The sequence below is a fragment of the Chryseotalea sp. WA131a genome, from assembly GCA_025370075.1.
Lineage (GTDB): Bacteria > Bacteroidota > Bacteroidia > Cytophagales > Cyclobacteriaceae > ELB16-189.
Genome location: CP073016.1, coordinates 202,892 through 229,580, shown reverse-complemented (window position 1 = coordinate 229,580; position 26,689 = coordinate 202,892). Strand labels below are relative to the sequence as shown.

22 protein-coding genes are annotated in these 26,689 nt (G+C 38.9%); 7 read left to right on the top strand and 15 right to left on the bottom strand.

All coding sequences use genetic code 11. The features are described from left to right. Positions 1-852: 852 nt before the first annotated feature. The 4 genes from KA713_01035 (at position 853) to KA713_01020 (ending at position 4,461) form a co-directional block, all read left to right on the top strand. Positions 853-1,269 (top strand): hypothetical protein, encoded by a 417-nt coding sequence (locus tag KA713_01035; GenBank protein ID UXE67218.1) that lies wholly within the window; start codon positions 853-855, stop codon positions 1,267-1,269. Positions 1,270-1,407: 138 nt separating this feature from the next. Beyond that, positions 1,408-1,992 carry a hypothetical protein gene (locus KA713_01030; protein UXE67217.1) on the top strand — a complete coding sequence of 195 codons (585 nt, stop codon included), beginning with the start codon at positions 1,408-1,410 and terminating at the stop codon, positions 1,990-1,992. Positions 1,993-2,236: 244 nt separating this feature from the next. Beyond that, positions 2,237-3,118 carry a CPBP family intramembrane metalloprotease gene (locus tag KA713_01025; protein UXE67216.1) on the top strand — a complete coding sequence of 294 codons (882 nt, stop codon included), beginning with the start codon at positions 2,237-2,239 and terminating at the stop codon, positions 3,116-3,118. A 593-nt stretch (positions 3,119-3,711) separates the two neighbouring features. Further along, a complete protein-coding gene (locus KA713_01020) occupies positions 3,712-4,461 on the top strand; it encodes a DUF4279 domain-containing protein (protein UXE67215.1) in 750 nt (249 codons plus the stop codon). Positions 4,462-4,623: 162 nt separating this feature from the next. Here the strand turns inward: KA713_01020 and KA713_01015 are convergent, their stop codons facing one another. Beyond that, entirely contained in the window at positions 4,624-5,823 is a 1,200-nt protein-coding gene (locus KA713_01015; protein ID UXE67214.1) for an IS4 family transposase, read from the bottom strand. A 112-nt stretch (positions 5,824-5,935) separates the two neighbouring features. Between KA713_01015 and KA713_01010 the strand changes: the two genes are divergently transcribed. Together KA713_01010 and KA713_01005 are read left to right on the top strand one after the other, a co-directional pair. Further along, positions 5,936-6,982: an asparaginase gene (locus tag KA713_01010; protein UXE67213.1), complete on the top strand. Its 1,047-nt coding sequence runs from the start codon at positions 5,936-5,938 to the stop codon at positions 6,980-6,982. An 11-nt stretch (positions 6,983-6,993) separates the two neighbouring features. Then, complete coding sequence (locus tag KA713_01005; protein UXE67212.1) at positions 6,994-8,178, top strand: hypothetical protein; 1,185 nt, start codon at positions 6,994-6,996, stop codon at positions 8,176-8,178. Here KA713_01005 and KA713_01000 read toward each other — a convergent pair. The 12 genes from KA713_01000 to KA713_00945 form a co-directional block, all read right to left on the bottom strand. Continuing rightward, positions 8,167-8,307: a hypothetical protein gene (locus tag KA713_01000; GenBank protein UXE67211.1), complete on the bottom strand. Its 141-nt coding sequence runs from the start codon at positions 8,305-8,307 to the stop codon at positions 8,167-8,169. The two genes, KA713_01005 and KA713_01000, sit on opposite strands and share 12 nt — an antisense overlap. A 301-nt stretch (positions 8,308-8,608) precedes the next feature. Further along, positions 8,609-9,775: an amidohydrolase family protein gene (locus KA713_00995; protein ID UXE68990.1), complete on the bottom strand. Its 1,167-nt coding sequence runs from the start codon at positions 9,773-9,775 to the stop codon at positions 8,609-8,611. Positions 9,776-9,999: 224 nt separating this feature from the next. Then, complete coding sequence (locus KA713_00990) at positions 10,000-10,314, bottom strand: hypothetical protein (protein ID UXE67210.1); 315 nt, start codon at positions 10,312-10,314, stop codon at positions 10,000-10,002. A 320-nt stretch (positions 10,315-10,634) separates the two neighbouring features. Beyond that, positions 10,635-10,964: a hypothetical protein gene (locus KA713_00985; protein ID UXE67209.1), complete on the bottom strand. Its 330-nt coding sequence runs from the start codon at positions 10,962-10,964 to the stop codon at positions 10,635-10,637. 56 nt (positions 10,965-11,020) lie between these two features. Beyond that, entirely contained in the window at positions 11,021-11,218 is a 198-nt protein-coding gene (locus KA713_00980; GenBank protein ID UXE67208.1) for a hypothetical protein, read from the bottom strand. Positions 11,219-11,487: 269 nt separating this feature from the next. Then, the gene (locus KA713_00975) at positions 11,488-13,329 is read right to left on the bottom strand and encodes an N-6 DNA methylase (protein UXE67207.1); all 1,842 of its coding nucleotides are present in this window, start codon (positions 13,327-13,329) and stop codon (positions 11,488-11,490) included. Between the two features lie 3 nt (positions 13,330-13,332). Next, positions 13,333-16,428, bottom strand: coding sequence for an N-6 DNA methylase (locus KA713_00970; GenBank protein ID UXE67206.1), 3,096 nt, complete (start codon positions 16,426-16,428; stop codon positions 13,333-13,335). After that, the gene (locus KA713_00965) at positions 16,425-16,730 is read right to left on the bottom strand and encodes a helix-turn-helix transcriptional regulator (GenBank protein UXE68989.1); all 306 of its coding nucleotides are present in this window, start codon (positions 16,728-16,730) and stop codon (positions 16,425-16,427) included. Before KA713_00965 ends, KA713_00970 begins: the two co-directional genes overlap by 4 nt. 427 nt (positions 16,731-17,157) lie before the next feature. After that, positions 17,158-18,054 carry a DUF4349 domain-containing protein gene (locus KA713_00960; GenBank protein ID UXE68988.1) on the bottom strand — a complete coding sequence of 299 codons (897 nt, stop codon included), beginning with the start codon at positions 18,052-18,054 and terminating at the stop codon, positions 17,158-17,160. Positions 18,055-18,788: 734 nt separating this feature from the next. Continuing rightward, positions 18,789-20,528: a carboxypeptidase-like regulatory domain-containing protein gene (locus tag KA713_00955; protein UXE67205.1), complete on the bottom strand. Its 1,740-nt coding sequence runs from the start codon at positions 20,526-20,528 to the stop codon at positions 18,789-18,791. A 216-nt stretch (positions 20,529-20,744) separates the two neighbouring features. Next, a complete protein-coding gene (locus KA713_00950; GenBank protein ID UXE67204.1) occupies positions 20,745-21,377 on the bottom strand; it encodes a hypothetical protein in 633 nt (210 codons plus the stop codon). A 409-nt stretch (positions 21,378-21,786) separates the two neighbouring features. Beyond that, positions 21,787-22,185, bottom strand: coding sequence for a hypothetical protein (locus KA713_00945; protein ID UXE67203.1), 399 nt, complete (start codon positions 22,183-22,185; stop codon positions 21,787-21,789). A gap of 55 nt (positions 22,186-22,240) precedes the next feature. On the opposite strand from KA713_00945, the gene KA713_00940 reads away from it, so the two are divergent. Then, positions 22,241-23,563: an IS1380 family transposase gene (locus KA713_00940; GenBank protein ID UXE67202.1), complete on the top strand. Its 1,323-nt coding sequence runs from the start codon at positions 22,241-22,243 to the stop codon at positions 23,561-23,563. 928 nt (positions 23,564-24,491) lie between these two features. Here the strand turns inward: KA713_00940 and KA713_00935 are convergent. Together KA713_00935 and KA713_00930 are read right to left on the bottom strand one after the other, a co-directional pair. Then, positions 24,492-25,013 (bottom strand): hypothetical protein, encoded by a 522-nt coding sequence (locus tag KA713_00935; protein ID UXE67201.1) that lies wholly within the window; start codon positions 25,011-25,013, stop codon positions 24,492-24,494. A gap of 684 nt (positions 25,014-25,697) precedes the next feature. Then, positions 25,698-26,210 carry a hypothetical protein gene (locus KA713_00930; protein ID UXE67200.1) on the bottom strand — a complete coding sequence of 171 codons (513 nt, stop codon included), beginning with the start codon at positions 26,208-26,210 and terminating at the stop codon, positions 25,698-25,700. Positions 26,211-26,689: the final 479 nt, after the last annotated feature.

Sequence of the window (26,689 nt, the reverse complement as noted above, 5' to 3'; positions counted from 1 at the left end):
GGCACATGTGCATAACAAAATGTTTGCGCAATGGTGGCGTGACGTGTAAGCTATAAGTGCTATCTTCGTTCAACGTTTGCCCACGCGGACAGTGTCGGCTTCGAAAAGCCACCACTGCGCAAACACAAACGTTGCCAGCAATGCCAAAAAAAATGAGACACTCAACTATTGGACGACTAATAATAGTACTGAGCCTAATCTCAGTTGACCTTGCTGGACAAGAAATTCAAGGAAAAATTAGCTGGACTGACAAAATATTTGTTGACACCAATGTTTTCATCACCGCGACAAAAATCAGCAACTCTAAAGATTCGACTTTCTCGACTGTGACTAATAGCAAGCTTGAATTCTACTTGACTCTAAATGAAAAGGGGGAATACTATGTTAGTTTACATCATATCGCATACTATGACACATCGTTCATCATCACTGTGACAGGTGAACCGTTTACAAACCTTTCAATCAATTACCCACCTAAAAGTTGCCAATATAATTTGACGAGAAACACAAAAGTTTGCCCAATTATGACGCACAAGGACAAAATTGTTCCAATTTCCTATGGACTTCCAACAAGGCGAACCTTTAGAATTGCGAATAGAAGTAAAGTTTATCTAGGAGGTTGCGTAATAACCGACTGTGACCCAAACTGGTATTGCGACCGACACAAATTGAGATTTTAGAAATGGCACATGCTGGCAACAATGTATTTGCGTCAAGCGGGGTTGACGCGTAATCCAAGGTTTTCGTATCTTTAATGCGTTCGTTGTCGGGGACACCACGCGGCTTCGGAAGCCCCGCTCGAACGCAAATACTCACGTTGTGGGCAAGCTGGCGTGAAAACTCAGACAACTAATGACTGACGAACAAATAAACGAACTCGCAGACAACTTGGACTCTGGATTAAGGTGTTTTGTTCACAAGGGTAAAAAGACAATTGTGACGACTCCCGACACAATAAACAATCCCGACTGCGACTCAGAATGGTGGGACGAGGCAACTGAAGAAATCGAAAACAATTTTGACAGTTATGTGGAAATTAAAAAAATGGACAGCCATGAATCATTTCGACTAATGGAAAAATTTATAGATACGGTCGACAACGTACCGGTGCATGACAGACTTGAAGAGGCATTAAGACGACCCAAACCATTTGCAAACTTTAAATTTGACATTGATAACTCTGGACTCTACCGACAGAAGTGGTTTGACTTTAAAAAACTTCAGATGATTGAATGGGTACGGGGACAGGTAATTGTAAATGACCTGTGAATAGCCAGCCAGCCCACAACAAAATGTTTCTTCAATGGTGCGGTGAAGTGTAGCCCAAAGTTTATATCTTCGTTCAACGTTTTGTGTCGGGGACAGGACGCGGCTTCGAAACCGCACCACTGAAGAAACACAAACGTTATGCAACATTTTGGGACACGCAATACTAATCAAATGACTGCAAGACATTTTATGCTTTTCGGACTAATCGCAGTCGTGACTTTTTCATGTTCGAGTAAAGAGTATGAGATAAAGGACATTATTAATAAAATCGAATTTCAAGATTTGCATAAAGCAATTAATGCTGAGGATAGCTTAAAGAACGTTGCATTATTGCCAGACACTTCCTTTATTGTTATCAATGGCATTGTAATAAACTTTATTAAAAGGACTTATGGACAAGAGCCTGACTTGGGTTTTTATAATGAATATTATAAGGACGGTTCTAAAAACAAGTACATGAAAATCAACGAGATTTTGGACTTAACTAACTCTCATTTGGACAGTGCGCATGTCTTTGACATAATTCATAAAATGAAGAGTTTAGGAATCAATGATATCGTTCGGAGCGAACGTGATACATTACTTATAAATTATCGTTGGGACGTCTCGGCAATGCACGGAGAAACCGGTTTGATCTATAGTACAAAGAATATTTTCAACTTAAGGAATCAGTTTGGAGAACTAGAAAAGATAAAAGAAAACTGGTATTATTTTTCAAAATGAGAAAACGTTGCATAACACTATATTTGCGCCAGGCGGGGTTGACGTGTAGTTGAAAGTTTTGTTATCTTTATTCCGTTTGGTGTTGGGGACAGGACGCAGTTTCAAATTCCCGCCCGATCGCAAATATTCACGTTGTGCGCAAGCTATGCAAAGAATAAGAATTAGCCGACAGGTGAGAAGTTTGGAACTTTAATTTATCAAAAGCGTATTGATAAAAACGATTATTTTAAAACCTTTCAAGACTATGAATAAAATTATTACGATAAAGCGAATTCAACATTCAGCTATAGTTTTAGTGACTTTTGCTATTGCCATATTATCATTCCGTACTACGCGGGAATTTGTAACTGGATTTATTGTAAATGATGAAATGAGCTATTCCGTTAGAATGGTTTTAATATTTATTACTCTCCCAATAATAATTACAGCATTGTTGCATCGCAATCATAGTCCAATCGCTGAACTTGGTTTAAAGCGTAACTTTCGTATTGGATTTGGAATTGCTTTCCTGATGTGCTCTCCAATGCTAATTGGATATATGTTCTTCTTTAAAATGAGTCTGCCTATTAACCAGTTAATTGCTTATTGCCTTTTGGCAAGTATAGGTGAGGAAGTTCTTTTTAGAGGTTTTTTGTTTGGACAACTATTTAGACGTGCTAAATGGGGAATTATTCTTGCGGAATTTGTTGAGGCATTATTATTCGGACTTATACATTTACATCAAGCTAACGACATTTCGCAGGCACTCGGAATTTTTGCTGTTACTTTTTTTGGCGGACTCTGGTTTGCTTGGCTTTATGCAGAGTGGGATTATAATCTATGGATTTCCATAGGTGTACATTTTCTTATGAATGCGTATTGGTATATTTTTGACGTTGCTCATAATGCATTGGGTGGGACAACTGCCAATGTATTTAGATTAATGACAATACTTCTTTCAGTTTACATAACCATTAGACACTCACGGACAAGAAATAATAAGATGGCGATAAATTGGACTAATTTAATTATAAACAAAAATCCAAACGAAACGCTATTCACGAAACTTCGGAACTGGTGGAGACAGCCAGCGCACAACATTAGCTTGCTTCAAGCGGGCGGGACTGTGCGTCATCGAAGTGTGTGATTCTTTATTTATCTTAGCATATGGGAAAGGGCGCAGGTTTTAATCACCCGCCTGCAGCAAGCCTAAACGTTGTGTGCAAGGCGGTGCCAGACAATTAAATGATTCTGACAGATGACGAATGGTAATTCAAACAATCGGCCAAATTATATTAAGATTACAATAACTGGGGTTATCACTTTCTTTTTAATCAATTCAATCTCCCTTTTAGCGAGAGGACTTTTTTCAAAAGAGATGCTAGGTGCGACAATTTCACCATTGATATTAACGGTTGTTTCAATAATTCTGGGTAGCCGGAATTTAAAGACAAAGAGAAATTATGGACGGGGATTAATATTAGGAGGGCTACTTAACGTGGCTTTTTGGATTTACTTCTTTGTTGCGCTTTCAATTGGACTGCGAAATCAGTAAGCGTTGACTAATCACATTCTCGGTGGACGTTTACTAAATCTCGCGGACAAATGCGCGGCCGACAAATTGGAGGAGACGGTGCCATCAACAATTTAGTACTGGTGACGTGGGACAACTAACGGCTGAGGTGCCCTGCACACAACAAAAGCTTGTGGCAAGCGGGCGGGACTGTGCGTCATTGAAGTGTGAAGTTCTTTATTTATCTTTATCACGTGGGAAAGGGCGAAGGTTTTTATTTGCCCGCCTGCCACAAGCCAAACGTTGCCAGCAATAGTATGTTTGACGAGCAAGTTTCAATAAAAGTTGGACAAGAGATCAACGACAAGACTTGGGGTGTGACCGAGCAATTCTTGCAAGTTCACGATATAGTAATTGTTAGTGGGCGACCAAAAATTGAAAGGATTGACACCGACAAAGTTGACGGGACAGTTATTGCCTATTTGCCAGTGAAAGACGAGCCGTTTTTTATGGCAATCTATTTTGACAATAAGAAAGACTTAAATATTAAGAGTATCGGGACAGAGTCAAAGAACCAAGTTTATTTCAGAGCTACTTCTCAACAGTTGACTTTATCGGACTTAGCATACATGACGACTCTTAAAGCAACTGACGGTTGGAACAAAGGGGACACAAGGAAATTTGGAAAAAGTAATTATTCATTTAGTTCTTTTGGACTTGAACCTAATCCAGAACCTGACGAGTTTGAAGATAAACTCGTAAAACTTTTGGACTTGCTTGAAACAGACAAAGAAGGAATCAAAAGACTCGTTGACAAAGCAGACTGTGGAATTTCAGTAGCAATGACATTTCATGACGGCAACGGAATGTTTGGTGGACCGCACATCGACCGACAAACAGTTAAGCGGCTTGCCGACTTGAATTTATCAGTGGACTTCGACTTATACGCTGACGGTAATTCTTTCAAAGAAGATTGAGTTTCATACTACTGCTGGCAACAATATATTTGCGCCAGGCGGGGTTGACGTGTAGTTCAAAGTTTTGTTATCATTCTTGTCCGACTAAACTAGTCTAAAAAGTCATATTTCCGTAGGGGAATTAGGTCTTAAAATGACGCTTCGTTTTTAGGGGTAGTTGCCTTACGCGATGAACAAAGGAGGGTCGCTGCTTTTTCGCCAAGCGGTATACGTATCTTTGATGAAATCGAACAAGGCAACATAACTCATCAAATGTAGCCGTATCACAGTAATCATATTGGCAAATGATTTTTTAGTCTGTGCTTTTTTGCGGATAACGACCATTAATAGTTGAGCTATGAGCACTGCATACACTTGTATTTTAATCGCATTCTCGCTGTTACCCCAGAAGTAGCGCAGTGGAAAATTTTGTTTGATTTGTTTGAACAAGAGCTCAATCATCCATCTACACTTGTAAATCAAAGCGATTTGCGCACAGGGTAGCGTAAAGTTGTTGGTTATGAAGATGAACACTTTGCCATCATCGGATTTGAAAGTAATCCGTCTGAGTTTTAATCGCAAGGTCTGCTCTGCGGTTTTGTAGCCCACTGTGACGTACTGCTCTTTGAGAACACCCTTTGCATTTTTCCTTTGAGTGTTGTCGATAATTACTTTGGTGACATGGTACACGGCATTGCTTTTCATGCGTGTTACGAACCATACTTTTTGATTTGTCCACTTTACAAATTGATGATACAGGTTATACGCCTTATCAAATACGACAAAGCTATTGGCCGGTAACTTAATGTGGTAGAGGAATTTACGGTCATGTACCTTGGCTTCGGTCATTCTTACAAATTCAGCCACACCTGAAAAGGCATCCATCAAGGCATGCACTTTGATACCACCTTTCTTGCGTGAACCATCCAGCGGATTACGACCAACTCCTCGTAGAATGTCGCTAAACAAGCGGATGGTAGTACTGTCTATGATTTTCAAGTTACGTATACTGAGACCTTTCAACCGGCTGTCCGAGATAAAACTGTGATATTGCTTGAGTAATTTGAAGTAGATCGTTTCAAATACCAGATAACTGCGATTGTTGTTTGCATCGGATAGCGTACTACGAGCGGGAGCCTGATCGAAACCAAGATGTGTCAGCTTTCCTTCGCAGGCCAATATGCCCTCACAAAGCTCCCGAAGGCCATTACAATAACTGAAAACACCGTATAAAAGACTTACCAGATGAACTCGTACTGGGAGACGTTTATAATACCGATTGCTTCGATGTTGCTTGCTGGACTGCTTGATAATATCCGTGGATATGCAAGAAAGTATTTGAGAAAGAATCGGCTGTCCGACAAATTTTTTACCTTTATTCATGGCTATGTGAAGTGTGGTAACTAAACGTAACCATAAAGGGTGACCTTAAAAAGGACGCCCTTTAAAAATTTTAGTCGGACAATAGTGAAAAATTAAATAAATAATAAATTCTATGAAAAAATTAATCATTGCTATCATTCTACTAAACTGTGCTGACCTGTACGCTCAGCAACTTCCACGTATCATTATTCTGGCAACCGGGGGCACCATAGCCGGACAGCAAACCAGCACTGACCGAGCGTATTACGAGCCTGGCAAAGTGCCGATTGAAGATTTAATTGGCGTGATCCCATCGATTAAAAAAGTAGCTAACATAAGTGGCGAACAAATCTCAGCCATCGGCAGCGAAGACATGACAATTGAAATTTGGAAGAAACTGGCAGTTCGGTGCAACGAAATATTTAGCAAGAACCTGGCCGATGGAATTGTTGTGACGCACGGCACCGACACCCAAGAAGAAACTTCTTATTTTCTTGATCTCTTGATTAAGTCAGAAAAGCCAGTTGTCTTTACGGGTTCTATGAGACCAGCCACGGCAGTTAATGCAGACGGCCCAAAAAACTTGTATGATGCCATAACGGTAGCGGCAAACCCCAAATCAAAAGGAAAGGGAGTGCTGGTTTGCTTTAACGAAAGCATCTATGATGCACGCGAAGTAATGAAGATGAGTACGACTAAAGTGAATGCTTTTTATTCGCCAAACACGGGTCCAGTCGGCCAGGTGTATGATGGAAAGGTTGAATTTTACCTAGCGAGTATGCGCGAAGTAAATGTTACGCTGCCCTTTAGTATTACCAACGCTACGGTTATGCCACGCGTTGATATCGTTTATATGTATGCCGATGCTTCAGGCGATATGATTGACTTTCTGGTTTCGAAAAAAGTGGACGGGATAGTTATTGCAGGTGTTGGCAATGGAAATTTTAATAAAGCCTATAAGGAAGCCATTAAACGCGCCACGGCATCAGGGATAGCAGTCGTACGGGCAAGCCGGACAACGACTGGCAGAGTGGTTTTAGAAAATGATGCAAAGGAAGATGAAATGGGCACCGTTGTTTCCGATGATCTTTCGCCACAAAAAGCGCGAGTGTTGTTAATGTTGTCATTGACACAAACTAAAGATCGCAGGAAAATTCAAGAGTTCTTTTACACCTATTGAGTCTGACTGTTATGAAAGGTAGCTACGGGATACTCGTGCAAGTGGTGTTGCTTTTTGGAATTTTTCCTAGCCTGGCACAAGTAGAGAAACAATACGACAGTACTGCAAGAAATCATGCCGCCCTCATCTCTACAGATAGGGTTAAGCTGTTAAATGATATTGACGTGCTGGCCAACATGCAGTTTAACCAGTATAATCGCTTTGCAAACGGTAATTATTCGGAGTCCAATTTTGCAATGAATCAGTTTCGGTTGGAAATCAAAGGCAAAGTAAGTGATAAGGTTTACTTCCGATTCCGCGACCGGTATACACGGCTGCCTGATCCACAATCAAGAGATGTAATTAGTCGCTCGGTAGATTTGGCCTTTATTAGAGTTGATGCTTCGCCCAAATGGAATTTTCAGTTTGGTAAAATGTGTGCCGACTGGGGTGGCTATGAGTTTGATCAAAATCCTGTGGAAATATTTGAATATAATGACTTGATAGAAAACTCCGACAACTTCTTAACAGGAATGCAGGCTCAATATGTTTCATCTCCCAAACATGCATATACTTTTCAAGTTCTGAACTCGCGCACGAAAACATTTGCTGAATTATACGGCTCCATCCCTGGCGTGGACGAGTCCAAATTTCCCGCAGCTTTTGTGGGAAATTGGAGGGGTAATTTCGGGAAAGGGAAATTTACTACGTTGTGGTCTTACAGTGTGTTCTTGGAGGCCAAACGAAAAACGATGAATTACCTCGCTTTGGGTAATCAGTTAAATTTAAAAAAGCTGACCATCGTTTATGATTTTAAATGGAGTGCACAGGATATTGACAGAACGGGTATCGTCACTAGCATTGTGCCCGATAGCTTTAATCCTTATGCAGCACTTGATGTTCGGTATGTGGAGCATTGGCTTGAACTGAGATATCGGTTAGCGGACAAATGGAGTTTTCAAGTGGTAGGGATGATGAGTAATGCTTATTGGTTTGGCAATCAGCAAGTAGAAGGGAATTCGCATTTACGAACCTCACTGGGAATCAATCCAACCGTTGAATATTATCCATTTGAAAAGGTGAATTTGCGTTTCTTTGCCACGTATGTTCAACGCGTATATGACTACACTCCATACGCTACCCAACAGTTTGGCGCTGCCGATTTTAATACATCGAGAATTTCTTTTGGTTTTGTCTCTCCCTTGCTAATACTTTAGCAACCAGTTGGGAACAGGCCGTAGCTGTGCAAAACTTAACAACGCAATCTGGTCGCTATTGCCATCATTTTGTCTAATATTAATGCCTTCCGGTACTATGCTTACAATGGTGAAAACTTGAAGTGCCATATTCGCTTGTTGCATGCGTGCACATCTACATGGCCTTAGTTAATTTTTTTCAACAAGTTTCTATTCATCGCAATGCAAATCAGCAATGAAGGGAAGGGAATGGAATCATACCAATCGTTTTTTATTGGTGCACCACCTATTGCTCGACAAATAGAATTCCGTGCGAAATGATGATGATTTTTTGTTCAATGCTTAGAGTCTGCTTTCATGTTAAACTACGCTAAACAACCTACTGTATACATTGATAGATTGTCTGGAGTATACAACGTTTTCAGCATCGCTCAATCTTTTAATTATCTGTTTACTTTATCGTATTCTTATAGATCACTCCATCTTTCATAATCAGCACAAAATTATTTTCAGGTTCTGCAATTAGATTGATGTTCTTTAGTGGATCTCCATCCACTAGCAAAATATCAGCTAATGCGCCTTCTTCTATTACGCCCAATTTTCCCAGATAGGGACTGCGCTTACCAGCCATATTCAGAAGTTCGGCATTGTCAGCCGTTACCATTTTTAATATTTCAAACGAAGTGTACCATTTTGCCATTTTAGCAATTTGTTTTCCTTGCTGTACCCGTGCCGTAGGGTCAAATAAAAAGTCCGAGCCCCACGCTGTTTTTACTTTATATTTTTTTGCCAATGAATACGCAGTCGAAGTGCCAGCGGACATTTCAATTTGCTTTTTTCGGTTTTCAGGATTCGGTTGAGGGTTTGCATCTTCATCGTCAAGAAATACTTGTAAACTCCACCACACACCTTTTGATGCCATGAGCTGAGCCGTTGCATCATCTGCAAGCTGTCCATGATCAATGCATTTCACTCCTCCTGCAATTGCAGTTTGTATGGCCTTCGGTGTGTATGCATGAACCGTTACATAAGTGCCCCAGTTTTCAGCAGCTTCAACGGCAGAATGAAATTCGGCTTCAGTATATTGGCTTACATCCAATGGATCATAGGAAGAGGCTACTCCTCCACCCGCCATCAGTTTCAGCTGGCTAGCACCTAACATTAGTTGTTCACGTGCTGCTTTGCGCACCTCATCTGGATTGTCCGCAATTATGGCGGCATTCACTCGCTCTGCATAGCTGGGTCCCGTGTTCGACAGGCGAGGTACTTCATTCGGTAAACGAAAATCTCCATGCCCTCCAGTTTGCGAAATGAAGGCTCCTGACGGCCAAATGCGAGGGCCAGTGCTAATACCAAGGTCAATTGCTCTTTTAAGACCCAACACAGGTCCACCTAAGTCACGTACTGATGTAAAACCTCTTAACAAAGTTTGCTCCGCAGTTTTGCCGGCTACTAGGTTTACAAAACCAATGTCCGCTGTCATAATTACTTGTTGCGTTATTCCAGCAAACATGATATGGGTGTGTGCATCAATTAATCCGGGCATCAAAAATTTTCCTTTGCCATCAATAATTTTTGTGTTACCATTTTTATTGGTTAAGATAGGTGTTGTTGAAATTTTGCTGATGAGGTTATTAATGATGAGGACATTGCCAACAATAGTTTTCTCTTCCTTGCCATTAAAGATTTGGACGTTGTTAATTAGGATTACATTTGTGGAAGGCTCTGCCAGTTTTTGAGCCCGTGTATCTGTAAATAATAGTATTGATATAAATGTCGAGAGGTAAATTATCTTTTTCATATTTTCTGTTAAAGTGTAGGTTATTTTTGTTTGTGATTCTTTTAAGAATTAAAGTGTTCAATCATTTTTATTGTCACCCCAACAAATGAAATACTAACCCCAAAAATAAAATAATTCAGCGTTTTATTATAGTATCCTTCTGCTTTATCTTTTGGATATCGCATCCGTAGAACTCTGCTTAAAACAATTATCAAACAAACCACCCCGGACAAAATACAAATTCCAATGAAATAGGCTGATGAGCTGTTTTGCGTGTCTGTTTTTACAAAGTCAGATGCAAAGTTAAGTAGGAATCCTAAGATTATTCCAGTTGCCGTTACCAGTGGTTGGCGATATGATTTTAGTTGATCGTCCATAGTTTCTTGTGCAAGGGGTCTGTCAATTTACTTACATTTTGTCCAACGTAGCTTATTTTATTGATTCTATTTTCTCGCGAAGCCGTTCATTTGTGCCCGTGGGAAATCTTTGTTGGTAGAGTGTCGCCCGTTAGTTTTTTTGTCCGGCCACATTGCCACCAACGTGAGTATTTGCGTTCGAGCGGGGCTTCCGAAGCCACGCCTTGTCCGCGACAACGAACGCATTAAAGATACGAAAACGTTGGATTACGCGTCAACCCCGCTTGACGCAAATACATTGTTGTGGCCAGTTGGGTTTTGTCCGAAATCGTCAACCGTCACTAAAGATTAATTGTCAAATTTGTTGTCTTGTCGGGGGTTATCTGAAAGGCTCTCCGTTGCGAGAAATTTCCTCCGTTTAAATCGTCATGTCGAAAATATTCGATTAAGTAATTACCATAATTCAATTCAATGGTCAAATTACCTTTTGAATCTGCGGCAAGGTTCTCAAACAAGGGATAATTCAGATTACTTAGTTCATAAATTTTAGAACCAAGTGTAAGCTCGGAACTGTTAGTGAAAGTCACATTTAGTCGGCCTGTAAATGTTAGCTGGTCTTTCTGACATCCAAGTAGTCCGACAAAAATTAAGGTTATCAATAGTGGTCTCATTTTTTTTGAGTTGTGTTTTGTTTCCTTTTAACTTAATTTGTTCTGCATTGCCGAGTCTATTTGCTTTTTAAGTCCACCTTTATTGATTCGTCAGTGGATACTAATTTTCCCTTTTTATTTTTTTCTCCACCGTCTGCGGAGATGTAACTTGTCAATGTGTTATAGACTGCATATGGAGAAGTCAACTTTTTTTTGTCGACCGAAATACTGCCAGTTTGTTCGTCCCTGTCCACGGAGCCAACCCAATTGGCCACAACGGTTTGCGGCTTTGCGAAGAAGCGGATTTCGGAGCACTAAACTGTCAACATACCACAAAAGTTGATGCGAGGCAGAATGTTCAATGAACCACTGAACCCGCTTTTTTGCAAAACCGCTGTTAGCACTTCGCCCTTCTTTTCTGTCGTTGATGTTCGTTGTCATTTCTTGTCTGTCTTGGTGCGTTGGCTTGGTGGCTCTTTTGCAAAACTTGGCTTTAGCGGGGGCTTGTGCTGTTTTGCAAATGTGCCACCAAATGCGTTGGCTTTTAAATTTGTATTTTATACTTTTCTATCAAAAATTTATCAACCTCGTCTTTGGTCGCTCCGTTTGACAAAAAATATCTATCATTTTTAGTTAGTTCACATACTCCAAAATTCTTGACATAATTCTTTGCATACGAAAAATAACCAGAAGAGTAGGGTTTACTTGTATTCTGCATATAGTAATCAAAAACCTTTGACTCTAAAATTCTTTTTAGAATTTTTAGTTCTTCAACTGATTCATTAAATATGGCATAACCACAATAAATCATCATATCCTTTTGGTCAGTAAATACAAAATGAGGGTCTTTTGCCATATAAGGAAAGAGTAATTTATATCCTTTGTCTGTTAAAGCCTGAGTTCTTCCAAACGCATACCAAGCTCCATAATCACCGTTTCCTTTATCTCTTTTTTGAAGATCATCTTTATGAAAGGAAAGATACTTGTAGGCTTTTGGGAAGTTTGATTTTAGTTGCTCCTCTTTCATCAAAGACAAAGGCGTTATACCATTTGTATATGGATAAATTAGCTTTTCTTTAATGGTTTCTATCTCGTGTTCATATTTGAGAATGTTTGGCTTGATTATGTCTCTGCAAATACCTTTCTCAATTTCGAATTTTTTTCCGTTCCGAATTAATGTATAATAGTTTTCATTTTCTGAAATCGGTTTAAAAATATAAATATCATTGCTAAGCGTGGCAATCCCGTTTTTTATCTTGTATTTAGTTCCTAAACTTTCCCCAGCACTCTCAATTCGTTTGATATTTTCAACGATTTGTTTATTGTTAATTATCCAGCCTCTCTGAAAGTCCAAATCTTTAAAAGGAATTTTATTAAACTTTTCTAATCCGTTTTTTTGTAGGGTTTTACTTGTTTCTTTTTTAAAGAGTAAGTATTCTGACTTTTCTTTGGATAAAAAACAGATGCAAGTGTAAGCTGATTTACTTTCAAATAATTTTTCGTCACCAAAATCAATAATACTTAACTCATATTTGTTAGACTGCAAGTATTTCCTCAATTCTCTAGCGTTTACACTTTTAAAGAATGAGTTTACAGTTATATAGCCAAGAATACCGTTTTTATTAAGATTTTCTAGACCAATCTCAAAGAAAGGTATATACAAATCGGGGTTTCCCGATTTTGTTACCGACCAATTAATCAGTAAATTTTTAGTCTCTAAATCAATGTTTTTTGCTCTTACATAAGGAGGATTCCCAACAATTAAATCAAATCCTTCATTAGTATTGATTGCACTGCAATTAGATTTCCAATTAAATGAAAGTGCATTTCCGCAAAACAAGTTAAATTTAAATTCCTTTTCATCTTCACCTTGTGAAATAGCTAATAGTGTAAGAAGGATTTCTGTTCTTTTTATACTAGTCTGACAAATGTCTAAACCAAATATATTTTCTTCAAATATTTTGCTAAAGGGTCTTTGTGTTTGATTCTTCTGTTTGTTTGCGACAGTGAAAAGAAAAGCTCCGCAACCACAAGAAATGTCTGCCGATTTAACTTCAGCAAGTGGCTTTTTTACTTTAGACAGGCTGTTTTCTACAATAAAAGATTTTATATAATTTGGTGTGTAAACCGCTCCGTTAACAACTTTATCCTGTGATGGAATTGCTAATTCAAATGATTCGATTAGTTCATCAAAGGAGAATTTATATGTTGCAAAAACGATATGATGATAAAAAGGCGAATTCTTACTCAGGATTAAATCCTTGATTAGCTTATTGTTTTTAACTTTTAACGAATTTGAATTGATGTAAATAGACACAAGAATCTTATTCAATGTGTTTTCATCATCACTGAATTGATTAATAATATTTTTTAAATCCTTGTTCATTTGTCAATTGTTATTTAGAATTAGAATTCTGTCAATGTTTCGCCCTCTTTCATTGAAGAAGGCTTTTTCCTCATCATTGAACCCATAGAGTTGATAACATATATCATCCGATAAATCCCATTGCCTTTGAAGCAATGTTTTGATACCTCTTTTTTGGGTGGGTGATGAAGATTTATACCTTACTTGCAATCCTTCGATTCTTCTCGTTATATCAAAAAGCTGAGTTTTTAAATCTTCTCTTACTCTGAAGTTTTCTACTGGAAAGGGAACTGGTTCAAGAAATTGTTTATTGAACTTGAAATAGCCATTTGACTGTGGGTTTGCAATCGACCTTGCTAATACAGAATAAACAGTAGAGTTGATAATTGAAGCTAAAGCGTAGAGGTTTACTTCAATTATTTCAGGTAATTCTACATAGTTTACATTTGCGTTATCACAATAATGCCGATCAGAAAAAGTTACGGCAGCAAAAGTGTCAAGTGCTGTCATAGGAATGTAAACCTTAGGGAAGTTTCTAGCAATATTGTTAGCCCTCGTGTAAACGTGCCATCTTTCTTCAGGGAAAGTTTCTACATTTTGTTTGATTATCTCTTCATTTCGGGTTAAATATTCACCTGCCAAAGGGTATTGGTCGCAAAAATCAGTAAAAGGGATTTCGTAAGCTTTTCCGTCTTCAACTCGATATGGGAAAATGCAATATGTTTCAGGAATGTCATCTCTGTACGGATAAAAATTTTCGTTTGGTAACAAGGCACAGCAAGCGTCCAATTCAATTTGAAAATTGTTTTCTAAATGCGTCTTTCCAGTAATGATTCCGTTTACAATTTCAATTGGTCTGATATGGTACGCTTCATTCCACAATGCTTGAATCCCAACTCTTACATTTGCATAATCACCTAGAGTCCCAATGTTTGCTAAGAGCCTTGTTTTTATAGATATTAATTCACTATCATCAAAACTCCAAGGGTTGTCTGTAATTGCTGTTGAAGGTAAGATAGTGTAGTTTTCAGGAGAAACATCAGGCGTGTTTGATTCTCGAAGTTGTGACGGAAGAAGTTCAATGTTGCCCTTGAACAACTTAAAAGAGAAATTTTCGGGCATAGATTTGTCCAAAAGTAAAATCGAAACATATGTCATTCTACCTTTAAAAATTGAGGTTGTTTCAAAATCAACAACAGAGGATAATAGTTGAGAATTAGAAATTATCTCTCTAATTTTCTTTCCATAATCAGTTTTAAAGAATCGTTTTTGAACAATAAATCCTAATCTTCCTTGTGGGTTAAGTAATTCTATTGACTTTTCAATAAAAGGAATTGCAAGGTCAATCTTTCCGTTTCTCGAAGAGGAAAATTTCTCTTTAATGTATGCGTGCATAAATGGCAAATCAACATTGTAGTTTTTTACCTCAACATAGGGTGGATTTCCAACAATGTAGTCAAAACCTCCTTTTTGCTCAAATATTTCATTAAAGCCGTATTCACTATTCCAGTCAAATATATTCGTCTTTAAAAGTTCTTCTTCGTTTTCAGAAAGGTCAGGGAAAATTTCTAAAATATCTGATTCAACCAAAGAATTTCCACAACGAATGTTGTTTCCAATTCCATTTAAAATTTTACGACCAAAAAGTCCAATTTCATTATATGATTCAGGGAATTCAGAAGAGTCTATAATTTTTAGTGATAGAGACATCTTAGCAACCTCAACCGCCTCTGCATCTATATCAACTCCAAATATACAGTTGTCCAGTATTGCTTTTTTGCCCTTCAAATTCAGGAAAAAATTCGTATCGTTTTGAATAAAATACTGAGCAAAATCTGGATTTAGAGTAGATATAAACAACTCCTTGAAAATATCTTCTAAATAGTCATAAGCTTCAATTGCAAAAACACCACTTCCACAAGCAATATCCAAAATTCTGTTTGATAGTAAATTTTCAATCCCTTCATCTAAAAGTTTTCTTTTAGGAATTGTTCTTTTTACTATTTCCTGAACAATATACTGCGGTGTACTTACTGCGCCTCTTGTTTTTAGATATTCGCTTTTGATTTCATCTCTTGCTTCTCCATTTTCAATAATTAATTTTTTAGACAAGAAAATCTCATAAATGTCACTTAATAATTTGGTGGGAATTACATCAAATCGGTAAGGAGAGGGGTAATATAAATGTTGTAACAAAGTATCAAATACTTCATTTGATATTGTTAAGCCGTGAATTGAATTTATTCGTTCAAACAACGGCCCATCATAATGCTCATAAAATTCAAAATAGGATGAATTTTTAAAAGTATCCCAAAATCCGTTTTCCCTGTATGTTATTAGTAAACCTTCTTCTTCAACCTTTCTTGCCTCACATACTCGAATGAATAATATTCTATTGATAATTACCTGAACTATATAACTAAGATTGGCAGAATTATTCTGAATAAAAGCAGCGTTATTTCTTAAAATATCTCCTGCAAGTAGCAAACGAAAATCAGATAGTTGCTGAGCAAACTTGAGGTCAGGTGAAATTTTCTCCAAATACCTATTATCCCTTAAAGTTGCCGAATAAATTTCATTTAACTTTCCTTTGTAAATATTTTCTCTTAGTAAATGCTCATCAAGAATCTCAAAATTGTCAACGTAATCATTGATTGTAAAATACAATCTTCCAATATTTGGAGCTTGTCCTTGCTCTGGTGTGTATGTGCAATCATAAATTGCGAACTCTTCAAAGTTTGAAATGAAAGCACAAGGAGCCAAAATCGACCAACCGTAAGATTTAATTTGAAATGCCGCTTCAACATCTTTTTCAATACTTACCGTAATATCTTTGGCATCAAGGAAAGTTAATTTTTGTTTTGCTATTTTGAAAGTGTAATCTGGTCTTGTATTTTTTGAACCAATTTCATTCAACCTTTCTTTCTCTGCTTTTGACAAGACTTTTTCTTGTAAAATTTGAGAGGTATCTCGAACATCCCATCCAAAAATGGTCAATAACTCATTCAACCAAGTTCTAATAGTCTCTTCCGAAGTAAGGTCGAGTCTTCCTTGTTCTTTGAACTGATTGTACTGAGCAATGAGTTCTGTAAGTCTTTGTTTTCTTATTTCAAAACTCATTTATTTTTCTTTTTACTTTGATATTTGATTTTCTCTTCTGCCACTTGCATAGCTTGCAATGCCAAGTCCTCGTCTTGAACTTCGTAATAGAGTTTGTCTGAAAGCCAAGCTATGATTACCTCATTCTTTTGGTCTTTATAGAAGTTGGCAAGTGATTTTACTTGCTCTTTTGTCGGCATACGTTTGTCTTGCTCGATTTTACTTAAGATTGTTGGGTCAAGCGATAGTTTTGCTCCAACCTCTCTAAGCAATAGTCCTTTTGCTTCTCGTAATTCTCGTAATGTCGTCCCAATTGTTTTCAATGTGCTTTCTTTTGACTTGACAAATATTGGCAAATGTAAAAATTATTTTTATAAATAACGTCAAAAGTTGCCTCCAAATTTTCAACATTCCACTTGTCGGGTGATGGGTGGGCTTTGGGTGCGGTTGGGCAAAATTAAATGTGGTGTTTTTGGGTCGACAAATGCGATGGCAAAACACCTCTTTTAATTTTGTGAAGCGTTGGCATTTTCGTCTTCCTTTTCAGTCAGTTTATTGTCGGACGTGTCGGTCTTTTAGGGTGAGTGCTAACGTAAATATTTGCGATCGGGCGGGAATTTGAAACTACGTCCTGTCCCCAGCACCAAACGGAATAAAGATAACAAAACTTTGAATCACACGTCAACTCCGCCTGGCGCAAATATATTGTTAGCAGCAGATTTTATTCTCGTCAATTTTGTGAGTTGTCGACTACTTAAGCCTATGACCATACTTTTTGTAAATGATGTAAACTAAAATAGCAAACAGAAACAAGCCCCATAACCTTGTTAAGAAAACTAAAAACGTTTCAAGAATGTCCCAACCAAATTTTAATGATTCAAGAACTTTACTCCCAAAACTTGGGTCGTAGGCATCAACGTTTTTGTCATTCAAAATAAGTTCTCTCTTAAAAGTCTGTCGTTGATAAATAGAAATATTTATGGTGCTAAATTTAATTTGATCTGTCAACGAAAGATTTGAGATTTTCGCGTTGTCCGATTGTTCTTGTTTGTCTAGTAGTAATTCCTCGGCATTAGTTGTCTCATTTAACTTTTTTCCCTTTTTGTCGATTGCGTTCGCAAGTCTCTCTTGATTTTTAGCAGAACGCTTTTGAATCAAGTTGTTAGATAAAATTTGTAATGCAACGTCTTCTGCTTTTATTATACGATAATCCAAGTAATCAATGTTTCTAGATATTTCCTTTAAGGTCGTGTCGAGCTTTGTGTTTGGAACCCTTATTTTGATTGAATTCGTAACTGTGTAATATGTCGTTTCAAGAGTAGAGTCGGCACTCACAGCTATAGTTGTCACATTATTTATGTCACTGGTCAAGTTGGTATAGGTTACAAAACCTCCTTGCCGATTCGTGATGTCCTCTATGTCATAAGTCGATTTGATAACGCTTTTGACCTTAAATTTAAGTTCAGCCGTTCGGATAAACCGTCTTGTCGAGTCTTTTCCATTTTCTACTGCGGCTGATGAAGAAATAAAAGTATTGGAAATACTGTCAGCAACTGTGCCTTTTTCCGCTTCTTCTCTCCCCTGTCTGCTGCAACTAAAAGTTAAAATTAAAAGTCCAAGGCCTAGAATTATTTTTGGTGTCCGCATATTAATTTTCTTGAGTGTCATTTTGTGGTATAGGTGTCGTCAAAATTTGCTGCTAACGATTTGGCTTGCAGAAGGCGGGCAATTAAAACCTACGCCTTCTCCCACGTGATAAAATAAATGAAACGCACTGAACTTTCCTAACGCACACTCCGCCCGCTTTTCTGCAAGCCTGTGTTATGGCCAGTTTGCAACCGAGCTCAGGTTTTAATGTCGACCGAGCAAAAGAAAAAATGTCAACCGAGAAAGTCTCGCGAGCAAGTCGTCCAGCGCAAGAGTTTTGGTCGTCCGCCAGAAAGTATCGTTAAGAGTTGTCGCGCGAGAATCGGTCATCCCATTGCAAATGTTTCCGAGACGAGTCGTCAACGAGCAAAAGTGTCACCAAGGAAAAAGTTTAAACAAGCGTCTTTGATTTTTTAAAATTTCCGTCAGTCGTTTGAAGCAAAGTCCGCGGAATGTTTTTGAATTGTCAGCGAGCAGAAGTCAGCCGTCTACTAATTTGTCGTCACCGAAATTCAGGGTTCGCACTCGTCCCGCAAATTGGCCATAACGTTTGTGTTTCTTCAGTGGTGCGCTTCCGAAGCCGCGTCCTGTCCCCGACACAAAACGTTGAACGAAGATATAAACTTTGGATTACACCTCACCGCACCATTGAAGAAACATTTTGTTACCGCCTGTGCCCTTCTCTACTCAGGTGATTGTCATTTCAGACTCGTCACAAGGTGATGTCAATTTATTTATCTGTTAGTCGAAATTAATTTATAAGCAAACTCCTTTACAACATCTGTCCCGTTAATGAAATCGTGTATCGAAAATGGAACTGGGTAATCTGGAATTACTCCTCGTCCCCTGTTCGATGGTTTTTCTTCTATGTCAAGTATCGATTTCCATGTTGCGATCTTTATACCGATCTTACTATTAGGAAGAACCAAGCCAAACATCGCACCACTAACATAAGAACGATATTCACCTCCTGTTTCTTCTCCAATTACAAAAACGTTGTCGAGCTGAGATGCCAAAGAAGTGAAGGATGTGCTTGCAGAGTAGTTCCTGCCATCCGTGAGAATATAGACTGCTCCCGTAAAATGGAGACTCGCAGGCTGGCTCAATTTCTTCATCGACTCCTCTTGCCATAGATAATAACCATCATCTGAATCAATCAGTTTATCAAAAAACTGCTCTTTTATTTCCCTTAAAGAATTGGCGTAAGGCTTATACGTAAAATCCTTGTCAAATAAAGTGTAATCATTTGATTTAACCTCTAGCTTTTCATAAGCACGAAAAGGCTTATCTACTAGGTATGAATACAGTTCTGCCACTTGTTCTCCTTCTCGAATACCGCCTCGTCCACGCAGATCAATAATTAGATATTGTATTCCTTGACTAACGATTCTCTGAAAATAGGTCTGCAGTGAATCTTTAAAGATTCGAGAATCTTCAATACGAAAATAGGCTGTATGACTTGTTCCATTTATTTTTAATTCAAGCGATGATTTTTTTTCATTCCATTCTTGTTGAAATATTAAATGTCGAAATGAGTCTCTAAGTCCTTGCGTAGTTATTGTTTCTTCTTCTCCGGTCAATGTTCTTATCTTGATTTTATAGCTATCCGCTTCTTCGACAAACATTGAAAAGTACCAAGAGAAATAGTCACTCAAATCGGCAATTTTGCTTGTTTGAATAAAACCGTCCGCAGGTATATAGGGCCAAATCATAGTTTTGATTTCCCCTGGAGTTTTTCCATTGATCTCAAGTATTTCACAACCTTTTGGAAATGCCTGATCTTTCAATAAAGATTCGGAGATGTACAGCCTATCATCAAAATACTTGACTTTAAAGGGAAAAATGTTTTGCTTTTGCTTAATCCACCAATCGGTAACTCCATATCGTGTATGAATGTTCCTAACTTTCCCAACATGCAAAGCAATCAACTGGTAAAATTCACTATGAGTCATCGGGTATTTAATCAGTTGCAGAGAGCTATCTTTTAAGGCTTGCCATTCACGTTCAGACAGGTAGTTAAAAAGACCGGTGTGAACCTTCTCCATGATCGTGTAAAACTTTGTGTAGTCTTCCATTAAATCTTTTGGCGAATACTGTTTCAACCAGAACTCACTTCGAACCACTACCTCTTTTAGACTAGTTAGTTGATTTGTCATATTTATTATCTGCAAGCCTGTTGAACTTGTCAAATTTGAAAGGGCTTCAGAATACTTCTTATAGCCAACAAACGTAACTATCAAAGAGTCATCACGATTTGGTTTGGAAATACCCAGACTAAAACGTCCCGATAAATCAGAATGTGTCCCAATTGAAGAACCCGATATTCGAATAGAAGCACCAGCAAGTCCTTCTTTTGTTTCGTTGTCCCGAACAATACCTTGAAGAGTAATATGACCATCATCTTGTGCCACTCCATAGATGCTTACGAAAGCATTGAATACGAATAAACAAACAATCTCTCGGTACATCTTCATATTAGTCAACTGGTGGATAAATCAAACTCCATGTCAACGAAACCTTTTCGTTTGGCACATCACCGTCCCAAGGGCATTGGCGGTAACGTTTGTGTTTCTGCAGTGGTGCCTTATCGAAGCTGCGTCCTGTCCCACGAAACCAAACGTTGAACGAAGATAAAACTTAAAACCAACCCGTCACGGCACCATTGCAGAAACATTTTGTTGTGTGGCGTATTAGTTCCAGAATCTATAATGGTACTCGTACTCAAACGTAAACTTTGGCATTACCTTCTCCTCTTTTTTAATAAGTCCATTCTTATTGCGAGTATATGTCGTAAGTGTAGTCCCGTCATTTTCGTCAACTATTTTTAATTCCCTACCTTTGTCGTCATAGTGAGTCGTCAATTTGCTACGGGACTCAAGAAAACTTAGGTCGAGAGATTGAAATATTTTCTCTATTTCATCAATGTCATTGGATTTATTGAATGTGTCAAATTTTACCCTTTCAATGTTACTTCCGAATCCTCGTCCGAATTCCTCTGTCGTCTTTGTCTGCCCTTTGTAACTAGTTAGAATCCTTCTTATGAAAACCTGATATACCGTGTCTCCCTTTATCAAGATATTGTCGAAGTCAATCTCCATTGTCGTTATCTCTCTTCCTTGATTGTCGAAGTATTCGATTTTGGTTTTATTCCTTTCATCATTTCTATCAAGTCCTATGACTAATCTTCTATTGTTTACTGAGTCATAGAAAAATAGTGATGTGCTTTTGTAAAAATCCATTTCGTCAATTCTAAGTAGTCTGTTGTTCTTATAAAAGAATTTTTGGATCACGTCAGCGCAACAACCTTCTTCTCTATGTGTCACTATGTAACAATTCTTGCAATTACTTTGTGATACTCTTCCTTCCTTGTCAAAATTCGTTTCAGAAATTAGCATTAGTCCCTTTGGTTCTACAAAATAGTCCGGATTAGTCTTTGGTACGCGTGTGTATACTAGAACGTCCTTTACTTTATTTTTTTTAATGACGTCCTTGTCCAATTCACTAGGTTGTCCAAGTAAACTGAATTGGATTAGAGTCAAGAATATTGAAACCGTAAACTTCATACTAATATGCCACACAACGTTTAGCTTATTGCTGGCGGGCAATTAAAACCTGCGCCCTGTCCAACGAGATAAAGATAAATAAAGAACGACAAACTTCAATCACGCACTGTCCCGCCCGCTTGCAATAAGCTTTTGTTATGCACAGTACCAATCCCTAAACTATTCTTCGTCACAAAATCAATACTCGTAGTTTAGTCCGTCCCCTGATCTTTATCTTATTGCTTATCAACAATTTTGCAAGAAGTCCAACGCCAATTATAGATCCGCTCATCGCCATTGTGTTCCGGTTTAATTTTCCCGTATTGATGATGTCCAACGCTAGATAACCCGTCCCAGTTATAAATGATAGTTGAGCAATTTTATATCTTAACCACCATTTTGTCTTTTCGTCAATGTAAAGGCATTTGATTTCAGAAACTTTAACCTCGTAGCCTTGAAATACGATAACACTGTCTTTGAAATCAATAATTTGTCCAGTAATTTTTAATCTCCGTCCCTTTACTTGAAAAGAAATAACATCGCCTTTCTCATAAAATACGTTCTTGTTCTTATTCTTTTTCTGCAGCATTAAACCCAGATTTTGCAGTAGAATGAAATAGTGACAAGGTGTCTTATATTTGAATATGGAACACCACTATACCGATAAATTAGTAACAGCGTGGGGCGGGATGAAAGAGATGAAAATATTGATTGACCAAACTGGGATCAGCAAGAAGTTGGCCGAGCTTGGTTTGCCTGAGAGCAAGAGTAACAACCGGATAGATGCCGTGGGTATAATAGAGAGTTTTTGGGTGGGCATCTGGATTGGTTGCTTTCGTTTTAGTCACACAGCGGTGGTGCGGGTTGATGAAGTGTTGCGCCAGATATTTGGATGGAAGCGGGTTGCTTCGGGGACCACCTTCGGGCGGTTCTTTAAAAAGTTTACGCCCTCAATGAACCACCAAATTTTCATTGAACTGTACACGTGGTTTTTTGAGCAGATCCAATTCGACAATTATACGTTGGATATGGACAGCAGTGTGATCACCCGTTACGGGGAACAGGAAGGCAGCAAAAAAGGGTACAACCCCAAGAAGCCTGGCCGTGGCAGCCATCATCCCTTGTTTGCTTTTGTCAATGACATACGCATGGTGGCCAATTGCTGGAACCGCAGCGGCAATACAGGGAGCAACAGCAACTGCATCCATTTTTTAGAAGAGACCTTTGCCATCCTCAAAAACAAAACAGTAGGGTTGTTCAGGGCCGATAGTGGGTTTTGTACCGGTACAGTCTTGGATTTCATTGAGCAGAGAAATATCCCCTACGTCATTGCCTGTAAGCTGTATGCCAATTTACAAGCCAGCATTTATGGTATCACCCAATGGAATGCGATAGGCGAAGGCTTATGGGTATCGGAAATAAACTACCAGCAAGGCGGCTGGGGCAAAGCCCGTAGGATTGTGGTCATCAAACAAAGTGAAGAAATCAGGGCCAGGGCAACGGGTAAGAAGCTCAAGACATTATTCAGCAGCATGGGCATAGCGGACGAAAAAGTGTACCGCAAAAGGTACCATGCCTTTGTCACTAACCAAGCCCTGCCGGCAACAGAAATATGGGAACAATATAAGCGCAGGGGTGATGCCGAAAACAGGATCAAGGAGTTGAAAGAAGATTTCGGTACAGAAGGCTTTTGCATGGATAGTTTTTGTGCTACTGAAACAGCTATGCGCTTTGTGATGGTAGCCTATAATTTGATGAGCCTATTCCGGCAAATAACCCATCAAAAACAGCCACAGCCCAAGCTTTCCACATTAAGGTTCAACTGCTTTGCAGTTGGAAGTTGGGTAGAGCAAGAAGCCCAAAAATGGGTACTGAAAATGTCCGTCCCACTCAAAAGAAGGCAATGGTATGATGGATTATTCTCAAATGTCCAAAATATAAACCTGCCACTAAGTCTGACTGAATAGTTCTACTGCAAAATCTGGGTTAAAAAACTTCTCTGCTCAGTTCTCTTTACCTTTTTATCCGTCCGCTGTGAAAGAGGGCAAGTGCTAAAAAGCAATGTCGCAAGTAATACAAGAAACGTCAATCTCATTCTCCAAGGTTTAGGTGACCTTCAGATGATGCATTGTCGGCAAGAATAGTTGAATAGTAACACTGTCAATATCAAGGGACGTCCACGGTATTGTGCATAACGTTTAGCTTATTGCTGGCGGGCAATTAAAACCAGCGCCCTTTCCAACGTGATAAAGATAAATAAAGAACTACACAACTTCAATGACGCACAGTCCCGCCCGCTTGCAATAAGCTTTTGTTGGCGGTTCGTTTTGGCCTTACCCCAATTTCTTTGTCAACCGTTTTGGTGGAAATAAAACTATCCCAGCAATAGGTACACCAATTAAGTTTATTAGGTACCCGAAGAAGATAAACACGGCTGCTCCAGTCACACATTTTGGGTCGTCTGGTCCGAAATTGTAAGCAAGTCCACGAGCAGAAAGAAATGTCGCGACAATGGGAACAATCAGTCCGACCAAAAAGCATCCGAGAATTGCAACTCCAAAGTCAGTCCGGTCGATTCTATTTTTCCTTCGTCCAATCAGAATGAGAATTGTCAAAGGTGTAAAAATTGTCAAGGTCGGAATTATCAGTCCAAGGAGTAGTCCCATGTCGTTAATCCTTTATCGGTTTCTTGTTCATCGGTCAGTCGTTGTTGTCCTTGGTCATTTTTGTTAGCACTTCACTGTCCAGGCCAAAATGACCGCCAACGTGAATATTTGCGAGCGGGCGGGAATTTGGAACTGCGTCTTGTCCCCAGCACGAAGCGCAATAAAGATAACAAAACTTTGAACTACACGTCAACCCCGCCTGGCGCAAATATATTGTTGGCTGCCGTACTTAAACTAGTCTTGGTATTAGGTTCAAGATTAGAGCAACAAAAAGTAGTCCAATAGTCAAACGATATGCGTTAAACCAACCTGCGATTAGTCCGCTACTGATAAGAATATCCTTTTCGTCTGCGTCAATTGCGTTGCTCGTCACGATAAAACCTTTTCTCATTGATTTTAAAGTCGCAAAAGAATACTCTACAACGGGAACTCCTTGCGAGTCAATCCATTTTAAGTTGCGTCCGATTAAGTTTGACGAAAGCTTGTAAGTCTTACCACTTTTAAGTTTTAGGAATGTCTGTCCCACGAGTCTATTACCAATTTCTCCTACGAACTCATTGTTCCTTTTCAAGATAACTTTGTTGTCCCAAAAACCAACTCTACTAAATCTTATTTGTTCCTTCTCACTGTCAAAGCTTGCGTTAGAACTCAACGGGCTCAATAGAGTCAGTGTCCCCAATAATTGATTACCAATTTCGAAGTCAAAAGTGTTTCCTTTCAGGTCCGAATTTTTCCAAGTTATAGTTTCCATTGTCAAAATTGTTTAGTCGTTTTGTCGAGTCCCACAGTATGGCAGCCAACGTTTAGGCTTGCAGAAGGCGGGCAATTAAAAACCTGCGCCTTCTCCCACGAGATAAAATAAATGAAACGCACTGAACTTTCCTAACGCACAGTCCGCCCGCTTTTCTGCAAGCCTGTGTTATGGCCAGTTTGCAACCGAGCTTAGGGTTTTAATGTCGACCGTGCAAAAGAAGAAATGTCAACCGAGAAGTCTCGCGAGCAAGTCGTCCAGCGCAAGAGTTTTGGTCGTCCGCCAGAAAGAGTCGTTAAGAGTTGTCGCGCGCAAACAGGTCGCCCGATTGCAAATGATTCCGAGACGGTTCGTCAACGTGCAAAAATGTCCCCAGGAAGAAATTTAAAAAGGTGTCTTTGATTTTCTAAATTTTCCGTCAGTCGTTTGAAGGAAAGTCCGCGTAGTGTTTTGAATTGTCAGCGAACAGAAGTCAGTCGTCTATTAATTTGTCGCCACCAAAATTCTGGAGGAGCACTCGTCCCGCAAATTGGCCATAACGTTTGTGTTTGCGCAGTGGTGGGCTTTCGAAGCCGCCACTGTCCGCGTGGGCAAACGTTGAACGAAGATAACACTTATAGCTTGCACGTCACCCCACCATTGCGCAAACATTTTGTTGGCGGTAGTACCATCTCTGACTGTTTACTAATCTGCCAGTTCGTTGAGTCTTGGTTGAATGAACCAAACTCCAAGTGGAACCATCCATATTAGAAATGCCTCTACGGCATATTCGTTAATCTTTGCAAGTCGTCCCAATTCAATTGTTTTAAGTGTCTTAGCTGCGAATAACACAGAATAAACCATTAGTCCCAAATAGATTGGAACTCCGGTGAATACTAAGATTAAAAAGTCGTCACCACTCAAAAAATTTTCATTTTCTGTTAACCAGAAAATAAAAATTAAGAGTGTCAGCGCCAATAGAAATGCAACTCTAAATCTCCAAAGTCGGAAGTTGTGTCCAACGGGCAATAGCTTATAGAGTCCATTTGGAATTGTCCAAATCCAGCTAAACACTGTCGAAACAGTTATCATTCCTACTATTACGTCAGCGTACCCAGTTTGTCCGTGTCCAGAAACACCTAAGATGTCAGCCAAGATTGGTACTCCAATCGTCAACAAAAATAATTGCCAGTGTTTAAGTCGAAGAATAAATTTCATTTGTCCTATGTTTTCTCTGTCGAGGTATTACCGCCAACGTAAATATTTGCGATCGGGCGGGAAGTTTGAAACTGCGTCCTGTCCCCAGCACCGAACGGAATAAAGATAACAAAACTTTGAACTACACGTCAACCCCGCCTGGCGCAAATATATTGTTGTAGGTAGCCAGCCCTACGCAACACTTTTTAAGAGTCAGCTTTTACGTCTTCACTTTTATTTATAAGTCGGATTTGCAATAAGAAATTTAGAAACCTAAGTCTGGCAGAACAGTCAGGGCAAAACTTGTCCATTGTCACCTGAGGATGTTCGATTTGGCTTACAAAGTTAAAGTCAGTAAGGTCTAGTCGTCTCCCGTTTTTAAAGCCTAAGTACTCAGATTTGTACGATCCAAAGTCCACGCGGCAAAAATCACAAAGCGTCAGCCGTAGTCCTTTATAGATGTCGTAAGTCGCGTACGTGTGTATTTTGTCGTTCAGATC